18 protein-coding genes and 1 other RNA gene are annotated in these 19,872 nt (G+C 70.0%); 11 read left to right on the top strand and 8 right to left on the bottom strand.

The annotated features are described in order from the left end of the window. Nucleotides 1–32: 32 nt before the first annotated feature. The 3 genes from A8G15_RS25680 to A8G15_RS25670 all read left to right on the top strand — a co-directional run bounded on the left by A8G15_RS25680 (nucleotide 33) and on the right by A8G15_RS25670 (nucleotide 3,073). On the top strand, nucleotides 33–1,166 hold the full coding sequence (locus A8G15_RS25680; RefSeq protein WP_068165868.1) for a Nif3-like dinuclear metal center hexameric protein: 1,134 nt from the start codon (nucleotides 33–35) through the stop codon (nucleotides 1,164–1,166). Nucleotides 1,167–1,250: 84 nt separating this feature from the next. Then, nucleotides 1,251–1,985 carry a zinc ribbon domain-containing protein gene (locus tag A8G15_RS25675; RefSeq protein ID WP_068165867.1) on the top strand — a complete coding sequence of 245 codons (735 nt, stop codon included), beginning with the start codon at nucleotides 1,251–1,253 and terminating at the stop codon, nucleotides 1,983–1,985. Further along, entirely contained in the window at nucleotides 1,946–3,073 is a 1,128-nt protein-coding gene (locus A8G15_RS25670; RefSeq protein WP_211270245.1) for a bifunctional RNase H/acid phosphatase, read from the top strand. The genes A8G15_RS25675 and A8G15_RS25670 overlap by 40 nt, the downstream gene beginning before the upstream one ends. A 53-nt stretch (nucleotides 3,074–3,126) precedes the next feature. Here the strand turns inward: A8G15_RS25670 and A8G15_RS25665 are convergent, their stop codons facing one another. From A8G15_RS25665 to A8G15_RS25655, 3 genes are all read right to left on the bottom strand, one after another. Beyond that, nucleotides 3,127–3,537 carry a DUF427 domain-containing protein gene (locus tag A8G15_RS25665; protein WP_068165862.1) on the bottom strand — a complete coding sequence of 137 codons (411 nt, stop codon included), beginning with the start codon at nucleotides 3,535–3,537 and terminating at the stop codon, nucleotides 3,127–3,129. Nucleotides 3,538–3,580: 43 nt separating this feature from the next. Then, entirely contained in the window at nucleotides 3,581–4,411 is an 831-nt protein-coding gene (locus A8G15_RS25660; protein ID WP_068165880.1) for an acyl-CoA thioesterase, read from the bottom strand. 108 nt (nucleotides 4,412–4,519) lie between these two features. Next, entirely contained in the window at nucleotides 4,520–5,041 is a 522-nt protein-coding gene (locus tag A8G15_RS25655; RefSeq protein WP_068165879.1) for a DUF1697 domain-containing protein, read from the bottom strand. Nucleotides 5,042–5,097: 56 nt separating this feature from the next. On the opposite strand from A8G15_RS25655, the gene rnpB reads away from it, so the two are divergent. From rnpB to A8G15_RS25635, 4 genes are all read left to right on the top strand, one after another. Next, nucleotides 5,098–5,519, top strand: an RNA gene (gene rnpB, locus A8G15_RS25650) — RNase P RNA component class A. Between the two features lie 240 nt (nucleotides 5,520–5,759). Continuing rightward, nucleotides 5,760–5,942: a hypothetical protein gene (locus A8G15_RS25645; protein ID WP_068165860.1), complete on the top strand. Its 183-nt coding sequence runs from the start codon at nucleotides 5,760–5,762 to the stop codon at nucleotides 5,940–5,942. Between the two features lie 16 nt (nucleotides 5,943–5,958). Then, nucleotides 5,959–7,368, top strand: coding sequence for an RNB domain-containing ribonuclease (locus tag A8G15_RS25640; RefSeq protein WP_068165859.1), 1,410 nt, complete (start codon nucleotides 5,959–5,961; stop codon nucleotides 7,366–7,368). A 16-nt stretch (nucleotides 7,369–7,384) separates the two neighbouring features. Continuing rightward, entirely contained in the window at nucleotides 7,385–8,011 is a 627-nt protein-coding gene (locus A8G15_RS25635) for a CHAP domain-containing protein (RefSeq protein WP_068165857.1), read from the top strand. A 20-nt stretch (nucleotides 8,012–8,031) separates the two neighbouring features. Here A8G15_RS25635 and pip read toward each other — a convergent pair whose 3' ends face one another. The 4 genes from pip to panB form a co-directional block, all read right to left on the bottom strand. Beyond that, complete coding sequence (gene pip, locus A8G15_RS25630; RefSeq protein ID WP_068165855.1) at nucleotides 8,032–8,994, bottom strand: prolyl aminopeptidase; 963 nt, start codon at nucleotides 8,992–8,994, stop codon at nucleotides 8,032–8,034. Beyond that, entirely contained in the window at nucleotides 8,994–9,416 is a 423-nt protein-coding gene (locus A8G15_RS25625; RefSeq protein ID WP_068165853.1) for a hypothetical protein, read from the bottom strand. The genes pip and A8G15_RS25625 overlap by 1 nt, the downstream gene beginning before the upstream one ends. 79 nt (nucleotides 9,417–9,495) lie before the next feature. Then, on the bottom strand, nucleotides 9,496–11,124 hold the full coding sequence (locus tag A8G15_RS25620; RefSeq protein ID WP_068165852.1) for a GMC oxidoreductase: 1,629 nt from the start codon (nucleotides 11,122–11,124) through the stop codon (nucleotides 9,496–9,498). A 212-nt stretch (nucleotides 11,125–11,336) separates the two neighbouring features. Continuing rightward, a complete protein-coding gene (gene panB, locus A8G15_RS25615) occupies nucleotides 11,337–12,185 on the bottom strand; it encodes a 3-methyl-2-oxobutanoate hydroxymethyltransferase (RefSeq protein WP_068165850.1) in 849 nt (282 codons plus the stop codon). A 185-nt stretch (nucleotides 12,186–12,370) separates the two neighbouring features. Here panB and A8G15_RS25610 point away from each other — a divergent pair, with 185 nt between their 5' ends. From A8G15_RS25610 to A8G15_RS25600, 3 genes are all read left to right on the top strand, one after another. Beyond that, on the top strand, nucleotides 12,371–13,933 hold the full coding sequence (locus tag A8G15_RS25610; RefSeq protein ID WP_425415129.1) for an alpha/beta hydrolase: 1,563 nt from the start codon (nucleotides 12,371–12,373) through the stop codon (nucleotides 13,931–13,933). 84 nt (nucleotides 13,934–14,017) lie between these two features. Next, a complete protein-coding gene (locus A8G15_RS25605; RefSeq protein ID WP_068165848.1) occupies nucleotides 14,018–15,355 on the top strand; it encodes a glutamine synthetase family protein in 1,338 nt (445 codons plus the stop codon). Between the two features lie 85 nt (nucleotides 15,356–15,440). Continuing rightward, a complete protein-coding gene (locus A8G15_RS25600; protein ID WP_068165846.1) occupies nucleotides 15,441–18,473 on the top strand; it encodes a bifunctional [glutamine synthetase] adenylyltransferase/[glutamine synthetase]-adenylyl-L-tyrosine phosphorylase in 3,033 nt (1,010 codons plus the stop codon). Nucleotides 18,474–18,495: 22 nt separating this feature from the next. Here the strand turns inward: A8G15_RS25600 and A8G15_RS25595 are convergent, their stop codons facing one another. After that, nucleotides 18,496–19,185: a GntR family transcriptional regulator gene (locus A8G15_RS25595; protein WP_068165844.1), complete on the bottom strand. Its 690-nt coding sequence runs from the start codon at nucleotides 19,183–19,185 to the stop codon at nucleotides 18,496–18,498. A 71-nt stretch (nucleotides 19,186–19,256) separates the two neighbouring features. Here A8G15_RS25595 and A8G15_RS25590 point away from each other — a divergent pair. Then, the coding region (locus A8G15_RS25590; RefSeq protein WP_245688002.1) for a sulfurtransferase at nucleotides 19,257–19,872 on the top strand (616 nt) is incomplete at its 3' end.

Below are 19,872 nucleotides of genomic sequence, written 5' to 3'. Positions count from 1 at the left end.
TCGGAACGACGGTGGACAGGCGAGGAGGGCACGTGTCGGCGGTGACGTTGCGCGAGGTGATCGAGGTTCTGGAGACGGCCTATCCGCCGTCGCTGGCGGAATCGTGGGACTCGGTGGGCCTGGTCGCCGGCGACCCCGGAGAACCCGTGACCAAGGTGCTGCTGGCCGTCGATGCGACCGCCGCGGTCGTCGACGAAGCCCTCGACTGGGGGGCGCAACTGCTCCTCGTGCACCATCCGCTGCTGCTGCGCGGTGTCGACACAGTCGGCGCCCACACGCCGAAGGGCGCGTTGATCCACAGGCTCATCCGAGGTGGCTGTGCCCTGTTCACCGCCCACACCAACGCGGACCGCGCCGATCCGGGGGTCTCGGACGCTCTCGCGCAGGTACTCGGCCTGACCGGCCTGCGCCCCCTCGAACCGAAACCGGAGCCCGCCACCGACAAGTGGGTGGTGATGGTCCCGGCCGACGCCGCCGGCACCGTGCGTGCGGCGCTGTTCGCCGCCGGAGCCGGAGCGATCGGCAACTATCGGGAATGCTGCTGGACCGCGTCGGGCACCGGGCAGTTCCGGCCGCTCACTGGAGCGGACCCCGCGATCGGCACCGTCGGGGAACTCGAACGGGTCGCGGAGGACCGCATCGAGGTGATCGCCCCGCGGCGCGCGCGCCCCGCGATCCTCACCGCCCTCCGGTCGGCCCACCCTTACGAGGAACCCGCCTTCGACGTGTTCGAACTCGCGGATCTGCCGAGTTCCCGGGGCCTGGGCCGGGTCGGGGAACTTCCCGAACCACAGACGCTGCGCGCATTCACCGAGACGGTCGCGGGTGCGTTGCCGAAGACCGAATGGGGTGTGCGCGGCGCCGGCGACCCGGACCGGCAGATCCGCACCGTCGCAGTGTGCGGAGGATCCGGTGATTCGTTCCTGGCCACCGCTTCGAAGCTCGGTGTCGACGCCTACGTCACCGCCGACCTGCGGCATCACCCCGCCGACGAGCATCTGCGCACCGGCGGCCCCGCGCTGATCGACGTCGCGCACTGGGCCAGCGAATACCCGTGGTGCGAGCAGGCCGCAGGCGTCCTCGATGCCGCATTCGGTGATCGGGACGGGTGGGTCACACGGGTCAGTGCGCTGCGCACGGACCCGTGGACGACCGCCGCCCGGTGACGCCTGCCCGCGCGGTACCGTAAGCAGCTACGACCGTCCCCCGAAGCCCCTTCGCCGAAGCCCTCGAAAGCAGGAACCACCCGCGTGAACGTCGAACCCGCCGTGCAGTCCAAGCTTCTGTCCCTCGCCGCCGTGGACGCCGAGCTGAACCGTCTCGCGCACCGGCGTCGCACCCTGCCCGAGCAGCAGGAGGTCGAACGTCTCGAGAACGAGCGAACCAGCCGCAAGGACGCCGCGGTGGCCGTCGAGATCGTCCTCGACGATCTCGACCGCGACATCCGCAAACTCGAGGGTGAGGTCGACGCCGTCCGCCAGCGCGGTGACCGCGACCGGGCACTGCTCCAGGGTGGAACGATCGGCGCGAAGCAACTCACCGAACTGCAGCACGAGCTGAGCAGCCTCGAACGCCGTCAATCGGCACTCGAGGACGAACTGCTCGAGGTCATGGAACGGCGTGAGGCCACCAAGGCCGACCACGATCATGCCGGGGCGCAGGTCTCGAAGATCGACGAGGAGATCGCCGACGCCGAGCGGCTGCGCGACGAAGCGCTCGCCGACATCGAGGTCGCCGATCAACGCTGCCGCACCGACCGCGCCACGCTCGTCGACGCGTTTCCGGCCGAGCTGGTCTCCGTCTACGACACACAACGCGAACGCAGTGGCATCGGCGCGGCGCTGCTGCAGGGCCGCCGCTGCGGCGCGTGCCGCCTCGAACTGGATCGCGGCGAGATCGCCCGCATCACCGGCACCGCGCCCGACGTGCTCGTGCGCTGCCCCGAATGCAACGCGATCCTCGTCCGCAAGGAATCCGGGCAGTGACACAGGTCGTCGTCGAAGCCGACGGCGGCTCGCGCGGCAACCCCGGCCCGGCCGGCTACGGTGCGGTGGTGTTCGACGCTGAGCACCGCACGGTGCTCGCGGAGCGCAGTGAGAGCATCGGCACCGCGACCAACAACGTCGCCGAGTACCGGGGGCTGATCGCCGGTCTGACCGCGGCCCGCGAGCTCGGGGCCGACGCCGTCGACGTACGCATGGATTCGAAGCTCGTCGTCGAGCAGATGTCGGGACGCTGGCAGGTCAAGCATCCGGACATGATTCCGCTGGCAGCGCGGGCCCGCGAGCTCGCGGCCGGGTTCGACCGCGTCGACTACACGTGGATTCCGCGGCTGCAGAACGCCCACGCGGACCGGCTCGCCAACGAGGCGATGGATGCCGCGGCCGCCGGAACAGTCGCGGCGCGGATGCCGGCGACCCCGGCTGTCGCGAACACCGCCCCCGGCTGGACCGGCGCGACCGGCTCACCCACCCGCTTCCTGCTGCTTCGCCACGGTCAGACCCCGCTGTCGGTGGAGCGCCGCTACTCCGGCCGCGGCAACCCGCAGCTCACCGACCTGGGGCGGGCACAGGCCGCCGCCGCGGCCGCGCGCATCGGCGAACGTGGCGGCATCGCCGCGATCGTCTCGTCCCCGCTGGACCGGGCCCGCAGCACCGCCGCGGCCGCCGGCCACACCCTGGGCCTGCCCGTGCTCGTGCACGACGATCTCACCGAAACCGATTTCGGCGCATGGGAGGGCCTGACGTTCCGGGAAGCGGCGGACCGGGACCCGGATCTGCACCGCGCCTGGCTCGGTGACACGTCCGTGCGTCCGCCGCAGGGGGAGAGCTTCGACGAGGTCAACGCGCGCATCGCCAAGGCGCGCGACGAACTGATCCGCGAATATCCGGGACGGACGGTGCTGCTGGTCTCGCACGTCACCCCGATCAAGACGATGCTGCAGTTCGCGCTCGACGCCGGTCCGTCGCTCCTGTACCGGCTGCACCTGGATCTGGCGTCGCTGTCGATCGCCGAGTTCTTCGGCGACGGCGGGTCGTCGGTGCGCCTGGTGAACGACACCTCGCATCTCTGAGCGTGCTGCCTGCTCAGACACCGCGGTCGTCGCGTTGACGTGCGTGTCTGTCGTCAACGACCGGTCACCGCGGGATGGGCTTGGTGCACGGTCACGTCGACCCGGTCCTGGAAGAACGCGACGTGTCCGCGCAGGCGCGCCACCTGATCGAACGGATCGTCGTAGCTCCAGCACAGCGGCTCGCCGCCGTCGCCGTCGAAGCTCCAGTAGGTGGCTTCTCCCTTGAACGGGCAGCGGGTCGTCGGCGTATCCGCCGGCGCCAGGTCGACGAGGACGTCGCTGCGCGGGAAGTAGAAGACCAGCCCGTGGTCCTGCTCGTCGACGAGCAGGGAACTGCCGGTCTCCGCGATGCGCACCCCGTTCACCGTTGCCCGCACCACGTTGCGGCGCGCGTGGATGTCGACGCGGTAGTCGGGGCGGGCGGCGAAGCCTGGGGAACGGGTGCTGTCGGTTCCGGTGCTCATGGGCGTCCTCGTTCGATTCGGTCGGGTGCGGTGGGCGTCGTCCTCACAGACGTGCCGCGGCCGGTATCGCCGCGTCCTCGGGCCGGATCGGCCGGATCATCGCTTCCTGGGTGAACGACGCGAGCAGGTCGCCGGCCTCGGTGTGCACCTGCCCGCGCACGTACGACATGCCGGCACCGACCTGGGTGCTCTCGTGCGAATACAGCAGCCATCCGTCCCACCGGACCGGTTCGTGGAAGCTGACCGTCACCGTCATGACGCCCGTCGAGATCGTCCGGTGGGCCTGGCTCGTGCCGACGCCTTCGTGAGCGCGCAGGGTGGCCGACACCGACAGATGATTGGTGAAATGGGCGAGCAGCGCCTTGGCGAGGTCGGTGCGCTCGGGGATCGGGTCGTAGTGCAGCCACGCGTGCAGTTCGGGCGGTCCGACCTCCTCCGGACTGCGGATGTCCACGACGTCGACGACCCGCAGTTCGCGGCCCGCCATGGGCATGTGCACCGGGTGAGCGGCCTCCGGTCCGGCCACCCGCGGCGCGGGCGCATGGTGCCGTACGACGTCGGCGGTGGGAACGTCCGCCAGGACCGAGACCATCGCGTGCCGCCTGCCGTTCTGACCGACCGCGACCTCCGCGCCGGCCATGGTGCGTCCCTCGTGCAGCACGTCGACCTCGAAATCGACCGGTACCTCCGCGTCGACGGCCCGAACGAACACCGCCCGGGCCGACCGGATCTCCTTGTCGGGGAACCGCTTGGCGGCAGCGACGATCGCCTGGGCGAGCAACTGCGTCGCGTCGGCGACGCGACGGCCGCCGCCGTCGCTCTCGCCGGTGAACCGGTCCACTTCGGTGGGTGTCACGTCGAAGATGCGGAGCATGCGCTCCACAGACGATTCCTCGACGGTCCTCACCGGATCGGGTGGTGTCTCCACGGTGCTCCTTCGCCGAACCTCGGAGAATAAAGTTCTCAATGGTCGGTAGTTCGATTACCCCTGCAACTTGCGGATCGTACGCATGTTCCGGGTGGTCGTCACGGATTTGTATCGCGCGCGGCCCGTGGCCTTGCCGAACGGACTGCCCAGTGTCGAGCCTTTGACGACCTGCCAGTACACGACGCCGTCGCCCGGCTCTATCGCCTCGGACCGCGGATCCACGGCGATATCGAGCAGCTCGGCCCGCGCGTCGGGGTCCGCGACGAACACCACATACGTGTGCCGGTCGTCCTGGTTCTCCTCGAACGGGCAGGCATCGGCGAGATCGGCGAACGAGGCCTGCTCGAAGACGAACACGAACGCCTCGTAACCGAACCGGGAGCCCAGAGCCTTCTCGATCTCGGACTTCAACGCGACGCGGTCGGTCTCCTCGGCGTCGAACACGACGTTGCCGGACGCGAGCACGGTATGCACCCCGTCGTAACCGAGACCGGTGAACACATCCTTCAGGTCGGCCATCCGGATGGTGATGCCGCCGACGTTGATTCCTCGCAACAGAGCCACGTATCGCGCCATGACGGCACCGTAGTTCGCGCCACCGACAGGCGGGGCAGTATGGTTGTCGACGCGGACGAGTTGGCCGGACGACCGCGGGTCAGGGAACCGGCACCACACGGTGTCAGGCCCCGAGCCGAGGAAAGTCCGGACTCCACAGAGCAGGGCGGTTGCTAACGGCAACCCGAGGTGACTCGCGGGACAGTGCCACAGAAAACAGACCGCCTGCCCTTCGGGGCAGGTCAGGGTGAAACGGTGCGGTAAGAGCGCACCAGCACCCCGGGTGACCGGGGTGGCTCGGTAAACCCCGCCCGGAGCAAGGTCGAAGGCCGCACCACCACCCCTCGGGGCAGTGGTGCGGCTGCGCAGGTGTTCGAGGGCTGCTCGCCCGAGCCTGCGGGTGGACCGCTCGAGGTACCCGGCGACGGTGTGCCCAGATGGATGGTCGTCACCCCGCCTCGGCGGGGGACAGGATCCGGCTTACAGGCCGACTCGTCCGCCCTTCACGGGGCCGCGCAGGGACCGGGGTCCGCTCAGAGCGGATTGACGACGAGCAGCTGGGCCCAGTATGCGGCGGCGTCGGCGCCCAGGTAGGGCAGCAGGTTGTCGAAGATCAGGTAGGACACGTGGTTCTCCTTGCTCACTCATCGGGATCGGGGGACCGGTCGCGACGGTACCAGCCGCGCCGGACCGGCGGGTTCGCCCCGGTGCCGCGACCGGGTGGGGCAGACTGTCGGCTATGAGTAGTGACGACGGTTGGTACTACGACGTGAGCACCGGCACGGTCGGTCAGGGCAAGGACCCCAGCGCCCTGAACAGGATGGGGCCCTATCCGGACCGTGCCACCGCCGAGCGTGCGCTCGAGATCGCGGCCGAACGCAACAAGGCCGCGGACGAAGCCGACGACGAGTGGAACAACTGAGGAGCCTCACACACCCGTGGTGAACACACGCATTGTCGTCGCGCCCGCGATCGACTTCGGTGCAGTCCGCACCGAGTTCGGGCTCGACGAGCGATACCCCGCGGCCGCGGTCGCCGAAGCCCGGAACAGCACCGACCGTTTCGCGGCGGCGCGGGAGGACCACACGCAGCTGCCTCTCGTGACGATCGATCCGCCCGGGTCGATGGACCTCGACCAGGCCCTGCACCTCGAACGCACCGCCGACGGGTTCGTCCTGCACTACGCGATCGCCGATGTGTACGCCGTCGTCGAACCGGGCGGTGCCGTCGACACCGAGAGTCATCGTCGCGGTCAGACCCACTACCTGCCCGACGGCTCGGTGCCGCTGCATCCGCGCGAACTCGCGGAGGCCTCGGCGAGTCTGCTGCCCGGCGTCGTCCGGCCCGCGGCGCTGTGGCGGATGGAACTCGATGCGGCCGCCGAACCCGTCGCTGTAACGGTGCGCCGGGCTCTGGTGCGTTCGGTGGCGCGCCTGGACTACGCCGGGGTGCAGGCCGATGCGGACGCCGGGACGCTGCATCCGTCGATCGCGGCGCTGCCCGATTTCGGCCGCCTGCGTGAGGCCGCCGCGCGGACGCGCGGTGCGATCGAGTTGCGGTTGCCGGAGCAGGAGGTCGTCGCCGACGGGGACGGCTGGACGCTGCGGATCGAACCGCGCACCGCCGCGGACGACTGGAACTCGCAGGTCTCGCTGCTGACCGGGATGTGCGCGGCGACGATGATGATCGACGCGAAGGTCGGCCTGCTGCGCACGCTTCCGCCCGCCGATGCGGACGCGGTCGCCGCGTTGCGGCACACCGCCGCCGCCCTGGACGTTCCGTGGCCGGACGACATGTCCGTCGGCAACTTCCTCGCGGGCCTGGACGCGAACCTGCCCACCACGCTGGTGCTCATGAGCGAGGCTCCGGCGTTGCTGCGCGGCGCGTCGTACGGGCTGCTGAACGGGACGCTGCCGGAACTGCTCGTGCACGGTGCGATCGGGGCACCCTACGCGCACGTCACGGCGCCGCTGCGCCGCTTGTCGGACCGCTACACCATCGAGGTGTGCCTCGCCGTCAGCGCGGGCGAGGAGGTGCCGCAGGCGATCCGGGACGAACTGGCCGCGATGCCCGAGATCATGTCGGCGACGGATTCGGTCGCGGGGAAGATCTCCCGCACGTGTATCGACCTCACCGAGGCGACCGTGCTGGCACCGCGGGTGGGGGAGAAGTTCGACGCGACCGTGCTCAAGGGCGCGAACGGCCGGCGCGACGCCCAGGTGTTCGTCCCGTCCGAGACCGTGATCGCTCCGTGCAGCGGCGATCCCGACGACGGCACACAGGTGCGGGTGACGCTCGACGTGGCCGACCCGGTGACGCGGAAGGTGCAGTTCGCGTACTCGTCGTGACGGTACCGTCGACGGCGTGACCGACACCCGCCCCGCCGCCCCGTCCGGATCCGGCCGATCCCCGGAACGCCGCCGCCGTTTCGCCGTCGTATCCGTCGCGGTCGTCGCGGTGCTCGCCGTCGTGGCCGGGCTGGTGCTGTGGCTCGCGCCGAGCCGTTATCTGCCGTGGGACACCGAGCCGTTCCCGGAGATCGACACGGCGGCGCTGTCGCCACCGCAGGCGCGGGTCGTCGAACTGCTGGAACAGGAACACGACTCGCAGCGGCCCGGCACCTTCTACTCCGAAGGCGTCGAGGAGCCCTGGTGCGCCGACTTCGTGAGCTGGATCATGCGCGAAGCCGGTATGCCACTGTCGAACCCGCACTCGGGACACTGGCGGATCCCCGGGGTGTACACGCTGCAGGAGTACTACGAACAGGAAGGCCGGTTCGAGCCGGTCGGGTCCGGACGGCCACCGGAGGTCGGCGACGTGGTCCTCTACGACAACACGAGCTGGGTGGGCCAGCACACCAACGTCGTCGTCGCGGTCGACGGCGCCACCGCGATCACGGTCGGCGGCAACGAGTTCGGCCGGATCCGGGTCCACAGCCTGGACTGGGCGTCGGACCCGGCCGTGGTCGGATTCGGACTCCTGGCCGGCTGAACCGCAGGACCGCGATCACGTCACCGGAACCGGTCGGTGGCCTCGACGAGGTGATGGGTGATGCCGGGCTCGTTCGCGGCGTGCCCGGCGTCGTCGACGATGCGCAAGGTTGACTCCGGCCACGCCCGGTGCAGTTCCCACGCGCTCGTCGCCGGGCACACCACGTCGTAGCGGCCCTGCACGATGACCCCGGGAATTCCGTTCAGCAGGTGCGCATCCCGCAGCAGCTGGCCTTCGTCGAGGAAACCGCGATGGTGGAAGTAGTGGTTCTCGATCCGGGCGAACGCCAGGGCGAATCGCGGTTCCCCGGTCTCGGCGACGTGGTCCGGCCGGGGTAACAGCGAGCTCGTCGCACCCTCCCACGTCGACCACGCGACCGCCGCCTTGAGCGCGACGTCGGCGTCGGGGGAGTGCAGCAGCCGATGGTAGGTGTCGACGGGGTGCTCGCCGGGACCGGCTCCCGCCAGCGGCGCGCAGAACTTCTCCCACAGGTCGGGGTAGATCCGGCCGGCCCCGCCGTTGTAGTACCAGTCGATCTCGCTGCGCCGCAGCAGGAACACTCCGCGCAACACGAGTTCGCAGACCCGCTCCGGATACCGCTGCGCGTACGCGAGCGCGAGCGTCGACCCCCACGAACCCCCGAAGACCTGCCAGCGGTCGATTCCGAGCCGGGTGCGCAGCAGTTCGATGTCGCGCAGCAGGTGACCGGTGGTGTTCGCGGACAGATCCGCACCGTCCGCGACGTGCGGCACGGAACGGCCGCAGCCGCGCTGGTCGAACAGCACGATCCGGTACGCGGCGGGATCGAAGAACCGCCGGTGCATCGGGGAGGTGCCGCCACCGGGGCCGCCGTGCAGGAACACGACGGGCTTGCCGTCGGGGTTGCCGCTGACCTCCCAATACACCTGCTGGCCGTCGCCGACGTCGAGCATGCCCTGCTCGTGCGGCTCGATCGGGGGATAGGGCTCGCGCAGGACCGTCATCAGTAGCCCACGAGTGCGGACGCGATGTTCGGGATCTGGAGCGCCTCGAGCGCCTGATCACGAATGTCAGGGCACTGAGCGGCGGTGATCTCGTCGATGCGGCCGCGATCCCCGGCCAGGGCGATCAGATCCACACCGCTCGCGGCGGCCCACTCCCCGACGAGCAGGTTCAGGCCCGGCTTGCTCATCGACGGGGTGTAGGTGCGCCAGCTCTGCAGCTGACCTTCCATCCGCGTGCACAGATCCGCGGCCTGCGCTTCGGTGACCCCACCGGGAAGCGCCGCGGGAGCGGTGGTCTCCGCGGGTGCAGGGCTGTTCGAGCTGCTTGGGGCGGGTTCGGATCCGGGTGCGCAGGCACCGAGCACGGTGATCGTGGCAGCAGCGACGACGGTCGCGGTCAGCGTGCGTCGGAGTCCGGTCATGGATTCACCTCGGGGGTCGGGCGGTCGATGTCGACACCGAGTGTGCCACCCGCGTACCGGACCGTGCCGCCGCCACCACTCACCCGCGGTCGGCGATGATCCGTGCGATGTTGCGTTCGGCGAGCGCGGCGATGGTCAGCGACGGATTCACCGTTCCGGTGCTGCCCGGGATCAGGGCGCCGTCGACGACGTACAGCCCGGGATGACCGTGCACGCGCCCGTAGCCGTCGGTGACGTCACCGAGGACGGCACCACCGAGCGGGTGCGCCGTGAAGGACGCGTTGACGTCCGGAGCCATCGGTTTCGCGCCCGGGACCGTCTTCCCGGCCTCGGCCATCGCGTTGTGCACTGCGCGCAGTGCGTCGACGCTCTCCCCTTCGCCGCCGGCCGGCCAGTTCACGACGGCGCGGCCGGCGCCGGAGTCGTAGGTGACTTCGGCGCGTCGCGGATCGAGGGTCATGCCGAGCGAGGCGAGCATGCCGACGTCCTTCGCGGTACCGGCGACGAACCAGTTCTCCAGGCTCAGCGGCATACCGCTCTCGTCGACGACCCGGGAGGCGGACGGAGCTCCCTGGTCGCCACCGAAACCGTCGGTGACGGCGAAGGACCGGACCAGCACGGCGTCGCCGTTGGTGCCCCAGCCCTGCCCGACGCGCTCGTCGAGGTTCGCCAGCGTGCCGGTGTGGCGGGCGCGCAGCAGCAGTTCGGTGGTGCCGACCGAGCCGGCACCGAGCACGAGCCTGTCGCAGGTCAGTGTCCGCGTGCGCAACACGGTGCCGAACGGGTCGACGACCTCGACTTCGACGCGGTAGCGGCCGTCGGGTTCCTGGCCGACGGCGAGTACGCGGTGCGCGTGGCACACGAGGGCGCGGCCGGTGGCCTCGGCGGCGGGAATGTAGTTCTGTGTGAGGTCGAACTTGGCGCCGTTGGAGTTGCCGAGGTTGCTTTCGCCGGCGATCGCCGAGCGCCGGACCCGGCCGGCGAGTTCGTCGCGCACAACGTCCCAGTTCCAGATGCCGTCGATCCGGTGCGGGCTGTACCCGGCGGCACGGGCGTCCTCGTCCCACCGCCGCGAGTGCGCGAACTCGGCTGCACCGTAGATATCGTCGGGCATCGCGTCGAGGCGCAGCATCGAGCGGACCTTCGGATACCAGGTGGAGGTCATCTCCCGGTAGTCGAGGCGCGAGCCGAAGACGTGCTCGAAGAAGCGCTGTTCGGGCGCGATCATCACACCGGTGAACACGATCGAGCCTCCGCCGACCGCGGCACCCCGCCACACCGACAGGTTGGGGTAATCGACGACGTCGAGGACGCCGGCGAAGTTGTCGCAGATCACCGGGACGCCGGTCGGGCCGATGAACGCCTTGCGGTGGTACAGGCCGCGGCCGTCGGCGAGCAGGTCGGTGGTGAAGACCTCCCGCTGCGGGTCGCGGGGCCATCGCAGGCCGCGCTCGAGAACGGTGACGCGGCTGCCGGACTCGGCCAGGCGCAGCGCGGCGGCGCTCGCGCCGAAACCGGATCCGACGACGAGGACCTCGGAGTGGTCGGGTGCGGCCGGGGGAGCGGCGAAGAGCTCGGGCACGAGACGCAGGTAGGCGTGGGATCCCACCGGCAGGGCGGACGCCGACGGTGTGCCGGCGAGTCCCGGGCCGAACACGGCGGCTGCCGCCGCCAACGTCGATGCCTGCAGGAAACGACGTCGCTTCATCCGACTCCCTCGAGGATTTCCGGTGATATCCCCGAACGAACCGTCCGGTTCGTCCGCTACCGGCGGCTACTGTAACCGGCGCGCAGGCTCGATGCCATTCCCGTCCCACGGATCCCCGGCATCGCGCGGTCCGCAACGACACCGGCGACGGGTGCCGTCGAGTGGAGTGGACGGCACCCGTCGCCGGGTGTGATGCGGATCCGCGGCTGCGGTCAGAAGGAGTGCTCGGGGCCGGGGAACGTGCCCGCGGCGACCTCGGAGGCGTATTCGACTGCGGCGCTGCGCAGTTCGTCGCCGACGTTGCCGAACTTCTTGACGAACTTGGCGGTCTTGCCGCTGGTGTAGCCGGCCATGTCCTGCCACACCAGCACCTGCGCGTCGCATTCGTTGCCCGCGCCGATACCGACGGTGGGGATGGTCAGCTTGCGGGTGACCTGTCCGGCCAGGTCGGCCGGAACCATCTCCATGACGACGGAGAACGCGCCGGCCTCCTGGACCGCGATCGCGTCGGCGACGAGCTGCTCGGCACCGTCACCGCGGCCCTGCACGCGGAACCCGCCGAGGGTGTTGACGGACTGCGGGGTGAAACCGATGTGGGCCTGCACGGGGATCCCGGCCGCGGTGATCGCCGCGATCTGCGGGGCGACGCGCTCGCCGCCCTCGAGCTTCACCGCGTGGGCGCCGCCCTCCTTCATGAACCGGATCGACGTCGCGAGTGCCTGCTCGGGCGACGCCTCGTACGTGCCGAACGGAAGGTCGGCGATCACGAGGGCGTGCGGTGCGCCACGGACGACGCCGCGCACGAGCGGCAGCATCTCGTCGACGGTGACCGGCACGGTGGTGTCGTAGCCGTAGACGACGTTCGCGGCGGAGTCGCCGACGAGCAGCACCGGAATGCCCGCATCCTCGAAGATGCGCGCGGAGGAATAGTCGTAGGCGGTCAGCTCGGCCCAGCGTCGGCCCTCGGCCTTCATCGCCTGCAGGTGATGCACGCGAGTCTTGCGCTTGGGGGCATCGGACGCGGCGGCGCCGCCGTACACGGAAGTCACGTTGTCGGACATCGCTGTCCCTTTCTGCCTCGAGGCCCGTACGGGTCCCCGGGTTGGTGATGACGGTCCCGAGTCTGCCACCGTGCCCGCCGCGGGTGTACCGGACCCGTCGGTGCGATTGGTCACACTCGGGCAGACCGGCGCCGGGCCCGGTCGCTCGCGGCGGCACCGGCACGCACGTGGCTAGCATCGCTGGCGTGCCGAAACTCACCACCGGGCTCCGATCCCGTGTCCTCGCCGGCCTCGCGGTCGCCGGTCTCGCGCTGGCCACCGCGTGCAGTTCCGGCCCCGGGACCGTCACGCCGACACCGGTGCCGGCGGACCCGGTCGGGGTGCCGGACGGCCTGGAACGGTTCTACGAGCAACCGGTGACGTGGGAGTCCTGCGCGGACTACGGCGCGGACGGCGGCCATCTGAAACGCGAGGGCGCGCAGTGCGCGCGCGTCACCGTCCCCCTGGACTACGACGACCCGGACGGGGCGACCGCGAAGATCGCGATCTCGCGCGTCGCGGCGAGCGGCGACCGGATCGGATCCATGCTGGTCAACCCGGGTGGTCCGGGTGCGTCCGGTCTCGGCATGGCGACCGTCGCCACCTCCACCGAGCTCGCGGATCGCTTCGACGTCATCGGATTCGATCCGCGCGGTGTCGGGGAATCGGAGCCGGCAGTGCGCTGCCTCACCGACGCGGAGGCCGACGCAGAGCGGGCTCTCGACGACGGCGACACGACCCCGGACGGCATCGCCGCGAGCGAGAAACGCAGCCGGGAGTACGCCGACGCGTGCGCCGAGCGGTCCGGAACCGACCTGCTCGCGCACGTCGGCACTCGCGAGGTGGTCCGCGACATGGACGTGATCCGCGGTGCGCTCCGCGACGAGAAGCTGACCTATCTGGGCTTCTCCTACGGCACACGGCTGGGTACCACGTACGCGGAGACGTTTCCCGATCGCGTTCGTGCGCTCGTCCTCGACGGCGCACTCGATCCCGAGCAGGAGCCCGTCGACGAGGTGGTGCTGCAGGCCGCCGGATTCCAGAAGGCGTTCGACGCCTTCGCCGCGGATTGCGCCGGGTACGACACCTGCGCGCTCGGCGACGATCCGGCGCAGGCGGTCGCGCGGTTCCGGGCGCTGGTCGATCCGCTGCTCGCGGCGCCGGCCCGTACCACCGATCCGCGGGGACTGAGCCACCGCGACGCGATCACCGGTGTCCAGCAGGCGCTGTACTCGCCGAGTCTGTGGGGGTCGCTGCGCGGCGGCCTGAAGTCGCTCGCCGACGGCAACGGCGACACGCTGCTGCTGCTCGCCGACATGTACGAGGGGCGCAGCGACGACGGTACCTACAGCAACATCAACGACGCGTTCAACGCGATCCGGTGCGTCGACGACACGCGGATCACCGACCGGGCCGTTGCGGGCGAGGCCGACACCCGGTTCCGGCAGGTCGCGCCGTTCCTCGACGACGGGCGCGGCACCGGGCAGGCGGCCCTGGACCTGTGCGCGTTCTGGCCCGTGCCGAACACCGGCGAGCCGCACACCCCGGACGTCCCCGGATTGGCTCCGGTGCTGGTCGTCTCGACCACGGAGGACCCCGCGACGCCCTATCAGGCCGGGGTGGATCTGGCCCGGCAGCTCGGCGGCGCGCTCATCAGCTTCGACGGCACGCAGCACACCGTGGTGCTCGACGGGGAGCAGTGCGTCGACGACCCGGTGATCCGGTATCTGGTGACTCTCGAAGTGCCCGAATCCGACCCGCACTGCTGACGCGAAGCGGGTGTGAGCGACACGCCGTACCGATAACTCGCCGATGTAACACGGAGTTAACTCCCAGTGCCTAGTCTCGCCCCTATGGATCGCCAGAAGGAGTTCGTGCTCCGCACCCTCGAAGAGCGCGACATTCGGTTCGTGCGCCTGTGGTTCACCGATGTCGTGGGCACACTGAAATCCGTGGCGATCGCCCCGGCCGAACTTGAGGGAGCCTTCGAGGAGGGCATCGGCTTCGACGGCTCCGCCATCGAGGGCTTCTCCCGTATCTCCGAGGCCGACATGGTCGCGCGCCCCGACGCCACCACCTTCCAGGTGCTGCCGTGGATGGACGATCGCGCCCACCAGTACTCGGCACGGATGTTCTGCGACATCACCATGCCCGACGGGACGCCGAGCTGGGCGGACCCGCGGCACGTGCTGCGCCGTCAGCTGAACAAGGCGTCCGACCTGGGTTTCAGCTGCTACGTGCACCCGGAGATCGAGTTCTTCCTCGTCGAGAACGGCGAGCCCGGCGCGTTGCCGGTTCCGGCGGATGACGGCGGCTATTTCGACCAGTCCGTGCACCGCTCGGCACCGCACTTCCGCCGGCATGCGATCGACGCGCTCGAATCGATGGGCATCTCGGTGGAGTTCAGCCACCACGAGACCGCACCGGGACAGCAGGAGATCGACCTGCGCTACGCCGACGCCCTGTCGATGGCCGACAACGTGATGACCTTCCGCTACGTGGTCAAGGAGATCGCGATGGCCGAAGGCGTGCGCGCCACCTTCATGCCCAAGCCGTTCCGTGAGCACGCCGGTTCCGCGATGCACACGCACATGAGCCTGTTCGAGGGCGAGAACAACGCGTTCCACGACCCGGACGACCCGCTGCAGCTTTCCGCGACGGGCAAGGCGTTCATCGCCGGAATTCTCGAGCATTCCAACGAGATCAGCGCTGTCACCAACCAGTGGGTGAACTCCTACAAGCGCATCGTCCACGGCGGTGAGGCTCCGACGGCCGCGTGCTGGGGCCCGTCGAACCGCTCGGCGCTCGTGCGTGTGCCGATGTACACGCCCAACAAGGCGTCGTCGCGTCGCGTCGAGATCCGCACGCCCGACTCGGCGTGCAACCCGTACCTGACGTTCGCGGTGCTGCTGGCCGCCGGCCTGCGCGGCATCGAGAAGGGCTACGAGCTCGCACCCGAATCCGAGGACGACGTGTGGGCGCTGACCTCCGCCGAGCGGCGCGCGATGGGTTATCGCGAACTCCCCACCGACCTCGACATCGCGTTGCGTGAGATGGAGAAGAGCGAACTGGTCGCCGAGGCGCTCGGTGAGCACGTGTTCGACTACTTCCTGCGCAACAAGTGGCGCGAATGGGAGAACTACCGCAGCCAGGTCACCCCGTTCGAACTGGAGCAGTACCTGGGTCTGTGACGAGCGTGAGTAGGGTGAGTGGCGTGCGGTCGCGGGCAGCGGTGGTCGAATCGGATCCGGTGGGGACGGCACCGGGGGTGGGCGCGTGGTGAAACCGCCGCCCGCCCGGTCCGCGATTCCGGGGCCGGGCCGGCTGGGGCTCGTCGAGCCCACGGCCGCAGCCGAACTCGAACAGCTCTCGTGGAACGACACCGACAGCATCGAACTGCTGTGGTCGCTGTCGCGGGCCGCGAACGCCGATCTGGCGTTGCGAACCCTTGCGAGACTGCAGGAGTCGCTCGGGGAGGCCGGATGGGCCGAACTCGACACCGCTCTGCGTTTCGACAAGGGCCTCCGGGGGCGACTGTTCGGATTGTTCGGTGCGTCCGCGGCATTCGGTGATCATGTTGTCGCGAACCCCGACCGCTGGCAGATGCTCACCGGCACCCTGGAGCTGCCGGACCGGCACACCTTCACCGCGCGCATGCTCGACAGCGTCGAGGCGGTCTCCGAACTCGGTGGCGTCTCCGAGCGTCTCGTGCACCGGGCCGGCATCACCGGTCCGGCGGCGATCCCCGCGCTGCGGACGTGCTATCGCGATCAGCTCATGCTCATCGCCGCGGCGGACCTGGCGGCGACCGTCGAGAACGAGCCGGTGCTGCCGTATCTCGAGGTCGGGCAGAAGCTCGCCGATCTCGCGGACGCGGCACTGACCGCGGCGCTCGCGGTCGCGGTCGCGGCCATCTTCCCCGACGGGCCGTGCCCGATCGACATCGCAGTCATCGCGATGGGCAAATGCGGTGCGCGCGAACTGAACTACGTCAGCGACGTCGATGTCGTGTTCGTCGCCGAGCCCGCCGACGCGCGTGCGAGCCGTATCGCCGGGGAGATGATGCGGATCGGGACGTCGGCGTTCTTCGAAGTCGATGCGGCTCTGCGGCCCGAAGGCAAGCGCGGCGAACTGGTCCGCACCCTCGACTCGCACATCGCGTACTACGCCCGCTGGGCCAAGACGTGGGAGTTCCAGGCACTGCTCAAGGCGCGGCCGATGGCAGGCGACCTCGAACTCGGCCGGCGCTACATCGACGCGCTGAGCCCGATGGTGTGGACCGCGTCCGAACGTGAGGCGTTCGTGCCGGAGGTGCAGGCGATGCGACGGCGCGTCGAGGATCTCGTGCCGGCGGAACTGCGCGAGCGCGAACTCAAGCTCGGCCGCGGGAGCCTGCGCGACGTCGAATTCGCCGTCCAGCTCCTGCAGCTCGTGCACGGCCGTGCCGACGAATCGCTGCGGGTGCCCAACACCGTCGAAGCGCTGTCGGCCCTCGCGGACGGCGGATACGTCGGCCGTGACGACGCCGCGAACCTGCGGGCGTCGTACGAATTCCTGCGGTTGCTCGAACACCGGTTGCAGCTGCAGAAACTCAAGCGCACCCACACCTTGCCGCCCGCCGACGACCGCGAGGCACTGCGCTGGCTGGCCCGTGCCGCGCACATGCGGCCGGACGGACGGCACGACGCGCTCGGAGTGCTCGAATCGGAGATCAAACGGAACTCGGCGCGGGTACGCAAACTGCACGCCAAGCTGTTCTACCGTCCGCTGCTCGAATCGGTGGCACGACTCGACACGGACGCGGTGAGCCTGTCGCCGGAAGGTGCTGTGAGGCAGCTCGCGGCGCTCGGCTACAGTGCACCGGAACACGCACTCGGACACCTGACCGCCCTGTCCGGAGGCGCCTCGCGCAAGGCGCGGATCCAGGCGCTGCTGCTGCCTCAGTTGCTCGAATCACTCAGCGACACAGTCGATCCCGATGCCGGTCTGCTCGCGTACCGGCGCCTGTCCGATGCGATGTACAACGCGGTGTGGTTCCTGCGGACGCTGCGCGACGAACCGTCGGTCGCCGAACGGCTGATGACGGTGCTGGGATCGTCCGGATTCGTTCCGGACCTGCTCATCAACGCTCCGGATGTCGTGCGGCTGTTCGCCGACGGCCCGAACGGACCGCGTCTGCTCGAGCCGCAGCCCGAGGAGGTCGCCAAGGCGATCGTCACGTCGTCGGCGCGGTACGAGGATCCGGTACGCGCCATCGGCGCGGCCCGGTCGTTGCGTCGCGCCGAACTCGCCCGCGTCGCGAGCGCCGACATTCTCGGCATGCTCGAGGTTCCCGAGGTGTGCCGGGCTCTGTCGAGCGTGTGGTCCGCGGTGCTCGAGGCGGCGCTCGCCGCGGTGATCCGCGCGTCCGTGCAGAAGCAGGGGCCTGCGCCGGCGCGCATCGCGGTGATCGGGATGGGCAGGCTCGGCGGCGCCGAACTCGGTTACGGATCCGACGCGGACGTACTGTTCGTGTGCGAGCCACTGCCCGACGCCGACGAAACGGTGGCCGTGAAGTGGTCCAACCAGATCGCCGAGCAGGTACGGAAGCTGCTCGGCGCGCCGAGCACCGATCCGCCGCTCGAGGTGGACATCGGCCTGCGGCCGGAGGGTCGCAGCGGGCCGCTGGTGCGCACGCTCGCCTCGTATCAGGCGTACTACGCGCAATGGGCACAGGCGTGGGAAGTGCAGGCGTTGCTGCGTGCACACTCGGCGGCGGGCGACCGGGATCTCGGAGTGCGGTTCCTGCGCATGATCGACGCGGTGCGCTATCCCGCGGGCGGGGTGTCCCAGGAAGCGGTGCGCGAGATCCGGCGGATCAAGGCGCGCGTCGACTCGGAGCGGCTACCGCGCGGCGCGGATCCCGCGACCCACACCAAGCTCGGACGCGGGGGCCTGGCGGACATCGAATGGACCGTGCAGTTGCTGCAGTTGCAGCACGCCGACCGGATCCCGTCGCTGCACAACACTTCGACGCTCGAGACGCTCGACGCGATCGGTGCCGCCGAACTGGTCGGCGAGGAGGACGTCGCGTTGCTCCGCGAGTCCTGGATCATGGCGACCCGCGCACGCAACGCCCTGGTGCTGGTGCGCGGCAAGCCGACCGATCAACTGCCCGGCCCGGGCAAGGTGCTGACCGCCGTGGCGCGGGTCGCCGGATGGACCGGCGACGCGTCGGAGTTCCTCGACCACTACCTGCGCGTCACACGACGGGCCCGCGGCGTCGTCGAGCGGATCTTCGGCGGTGTCGAGCCCGGGCACGGTCACTGAAGGCAGAACACGCTCGCGGGGGTCAGCCCTGTGCGAACAGGCGGATCCGCTGCTCGCGGCTGCGTTCGAGGTGCGCGCGCATGTGTTCGCGCGCAGCGGTCTCGTCCCGGGCGCGCAGTGCGGCCAGGATTTCCGCGTGCTCGGCATTGAGCAGATCGGGTTCGCCGTAGTTCGACGGCGGCCCGGAGTCGTAGATACGCAGCTGGGTGGTCAGCCGCACCAGTAACGCGGTGATCGTCGAGTTGTGCGCGGCCTGCCACAGGGCTTCGTGGAACCGGAAATTCCCGCTGCGCACGTCGGTGTCTTCGGTTGCGGCGCAACAGAACCCGTGGAGCTGCTCCAATCGGGCCAGGTCGAGTTCGGTGTGCCGGATCGCGGCGGCTCCGGCGGCTTCGGATTCGAGTGCCACGCGCGCGGCGTAGATCTCGATGACGTCCTCCGCGGTGCCCGAACGCACCCGGAACCCTCGGGTCGCGCGTTCGAGCAGCCCGTCGTGGGCGAGCCAGTTCAGCGCCTCGCGGATCGGTGTGCGGGACGCGCCGTAGGTTTCGCTGAGCTGCGTTTCGTGCAGCGCGGCACCGCGGGGGAATTTGCCGGCGAGGATGTCGGCGCGCAGACGCAGGTACTGCTTGGACGTCTGGTCGTCGCGTCCGGTCGGTGGCTCCGAGAGGAGGGAACCGGTCAGGTCCGCCGTGGTGTCGCCGTGGCTCATGGGAGCCGATTATGCCATTGCCGACATTCGGATACTTGCGTATACGTTATTCGTCGTTTAGCGTCGCTGCAGTGAACGACGACAGGCGAGACGTACTGATCCGGGCCGAGGAGCTGGCCCGGAATCCGGGAGCCTATGCGGTACTCGACGCGACCGTGTCGTTCCCCAAGCCCCGTTTCGACGGCGACTACCGGCCCGAATCCGGGCTCGCGGATTGGGAGCGCGCCCACATTCCGGGGTCGGTCCACGCGGACCTGCTCGGTGACTTCAGCGCCGTCGACACCGGCCTGCACTTCACCCGCCCGGCACCCGAGCAGCTCGCGAATGCGCTGGGCGCGCTCGGTGTGGCATCGGACGCCGAGATCGTGGTGTACGACCAGGGCGCCGGTACGTGGTCCGCGCGACTGTGGTGGATGCTCCGCAACATCGGGATCTCCGCGCGCGTCCTCGACGGGGGCCTCGGCCGCTGGACGGCGCTCGGGTTGCCGGTCGAATCCGGCCCCGCGGAGATCCGGGCGGCTGCGGCGCCTCATCCGCGGGTGGCCGATCGTGGCCTGTGGCGGGACCGTGAGGACGTGCTCGCCATCAGCAGGGGCGACGCTCCCGGAACGCTCGTGTGCGCACTGGACCCCGAGCAGTTCGCCGGCACCGCGACCACCCGCTACGCGCGCCGCGGCCACATCCCCC

Source organism: Rhodococcus phenolicus, from assembly GCF_001646785.1.
In the GTDB taxonomy this organism is placed as follows: domain Bacteria; phylum Actinomycetota; class Actinomycetes; order Mycobacteriales; family Mycobacteriaceae; genus Rhodococcus; species Rhodococcus phenolicus.
The sequence above is the reverse complement of the archived record's forward strand: the minus strand, read 5'-3'. Positions and strand labels throughout refer to the sequence as shown.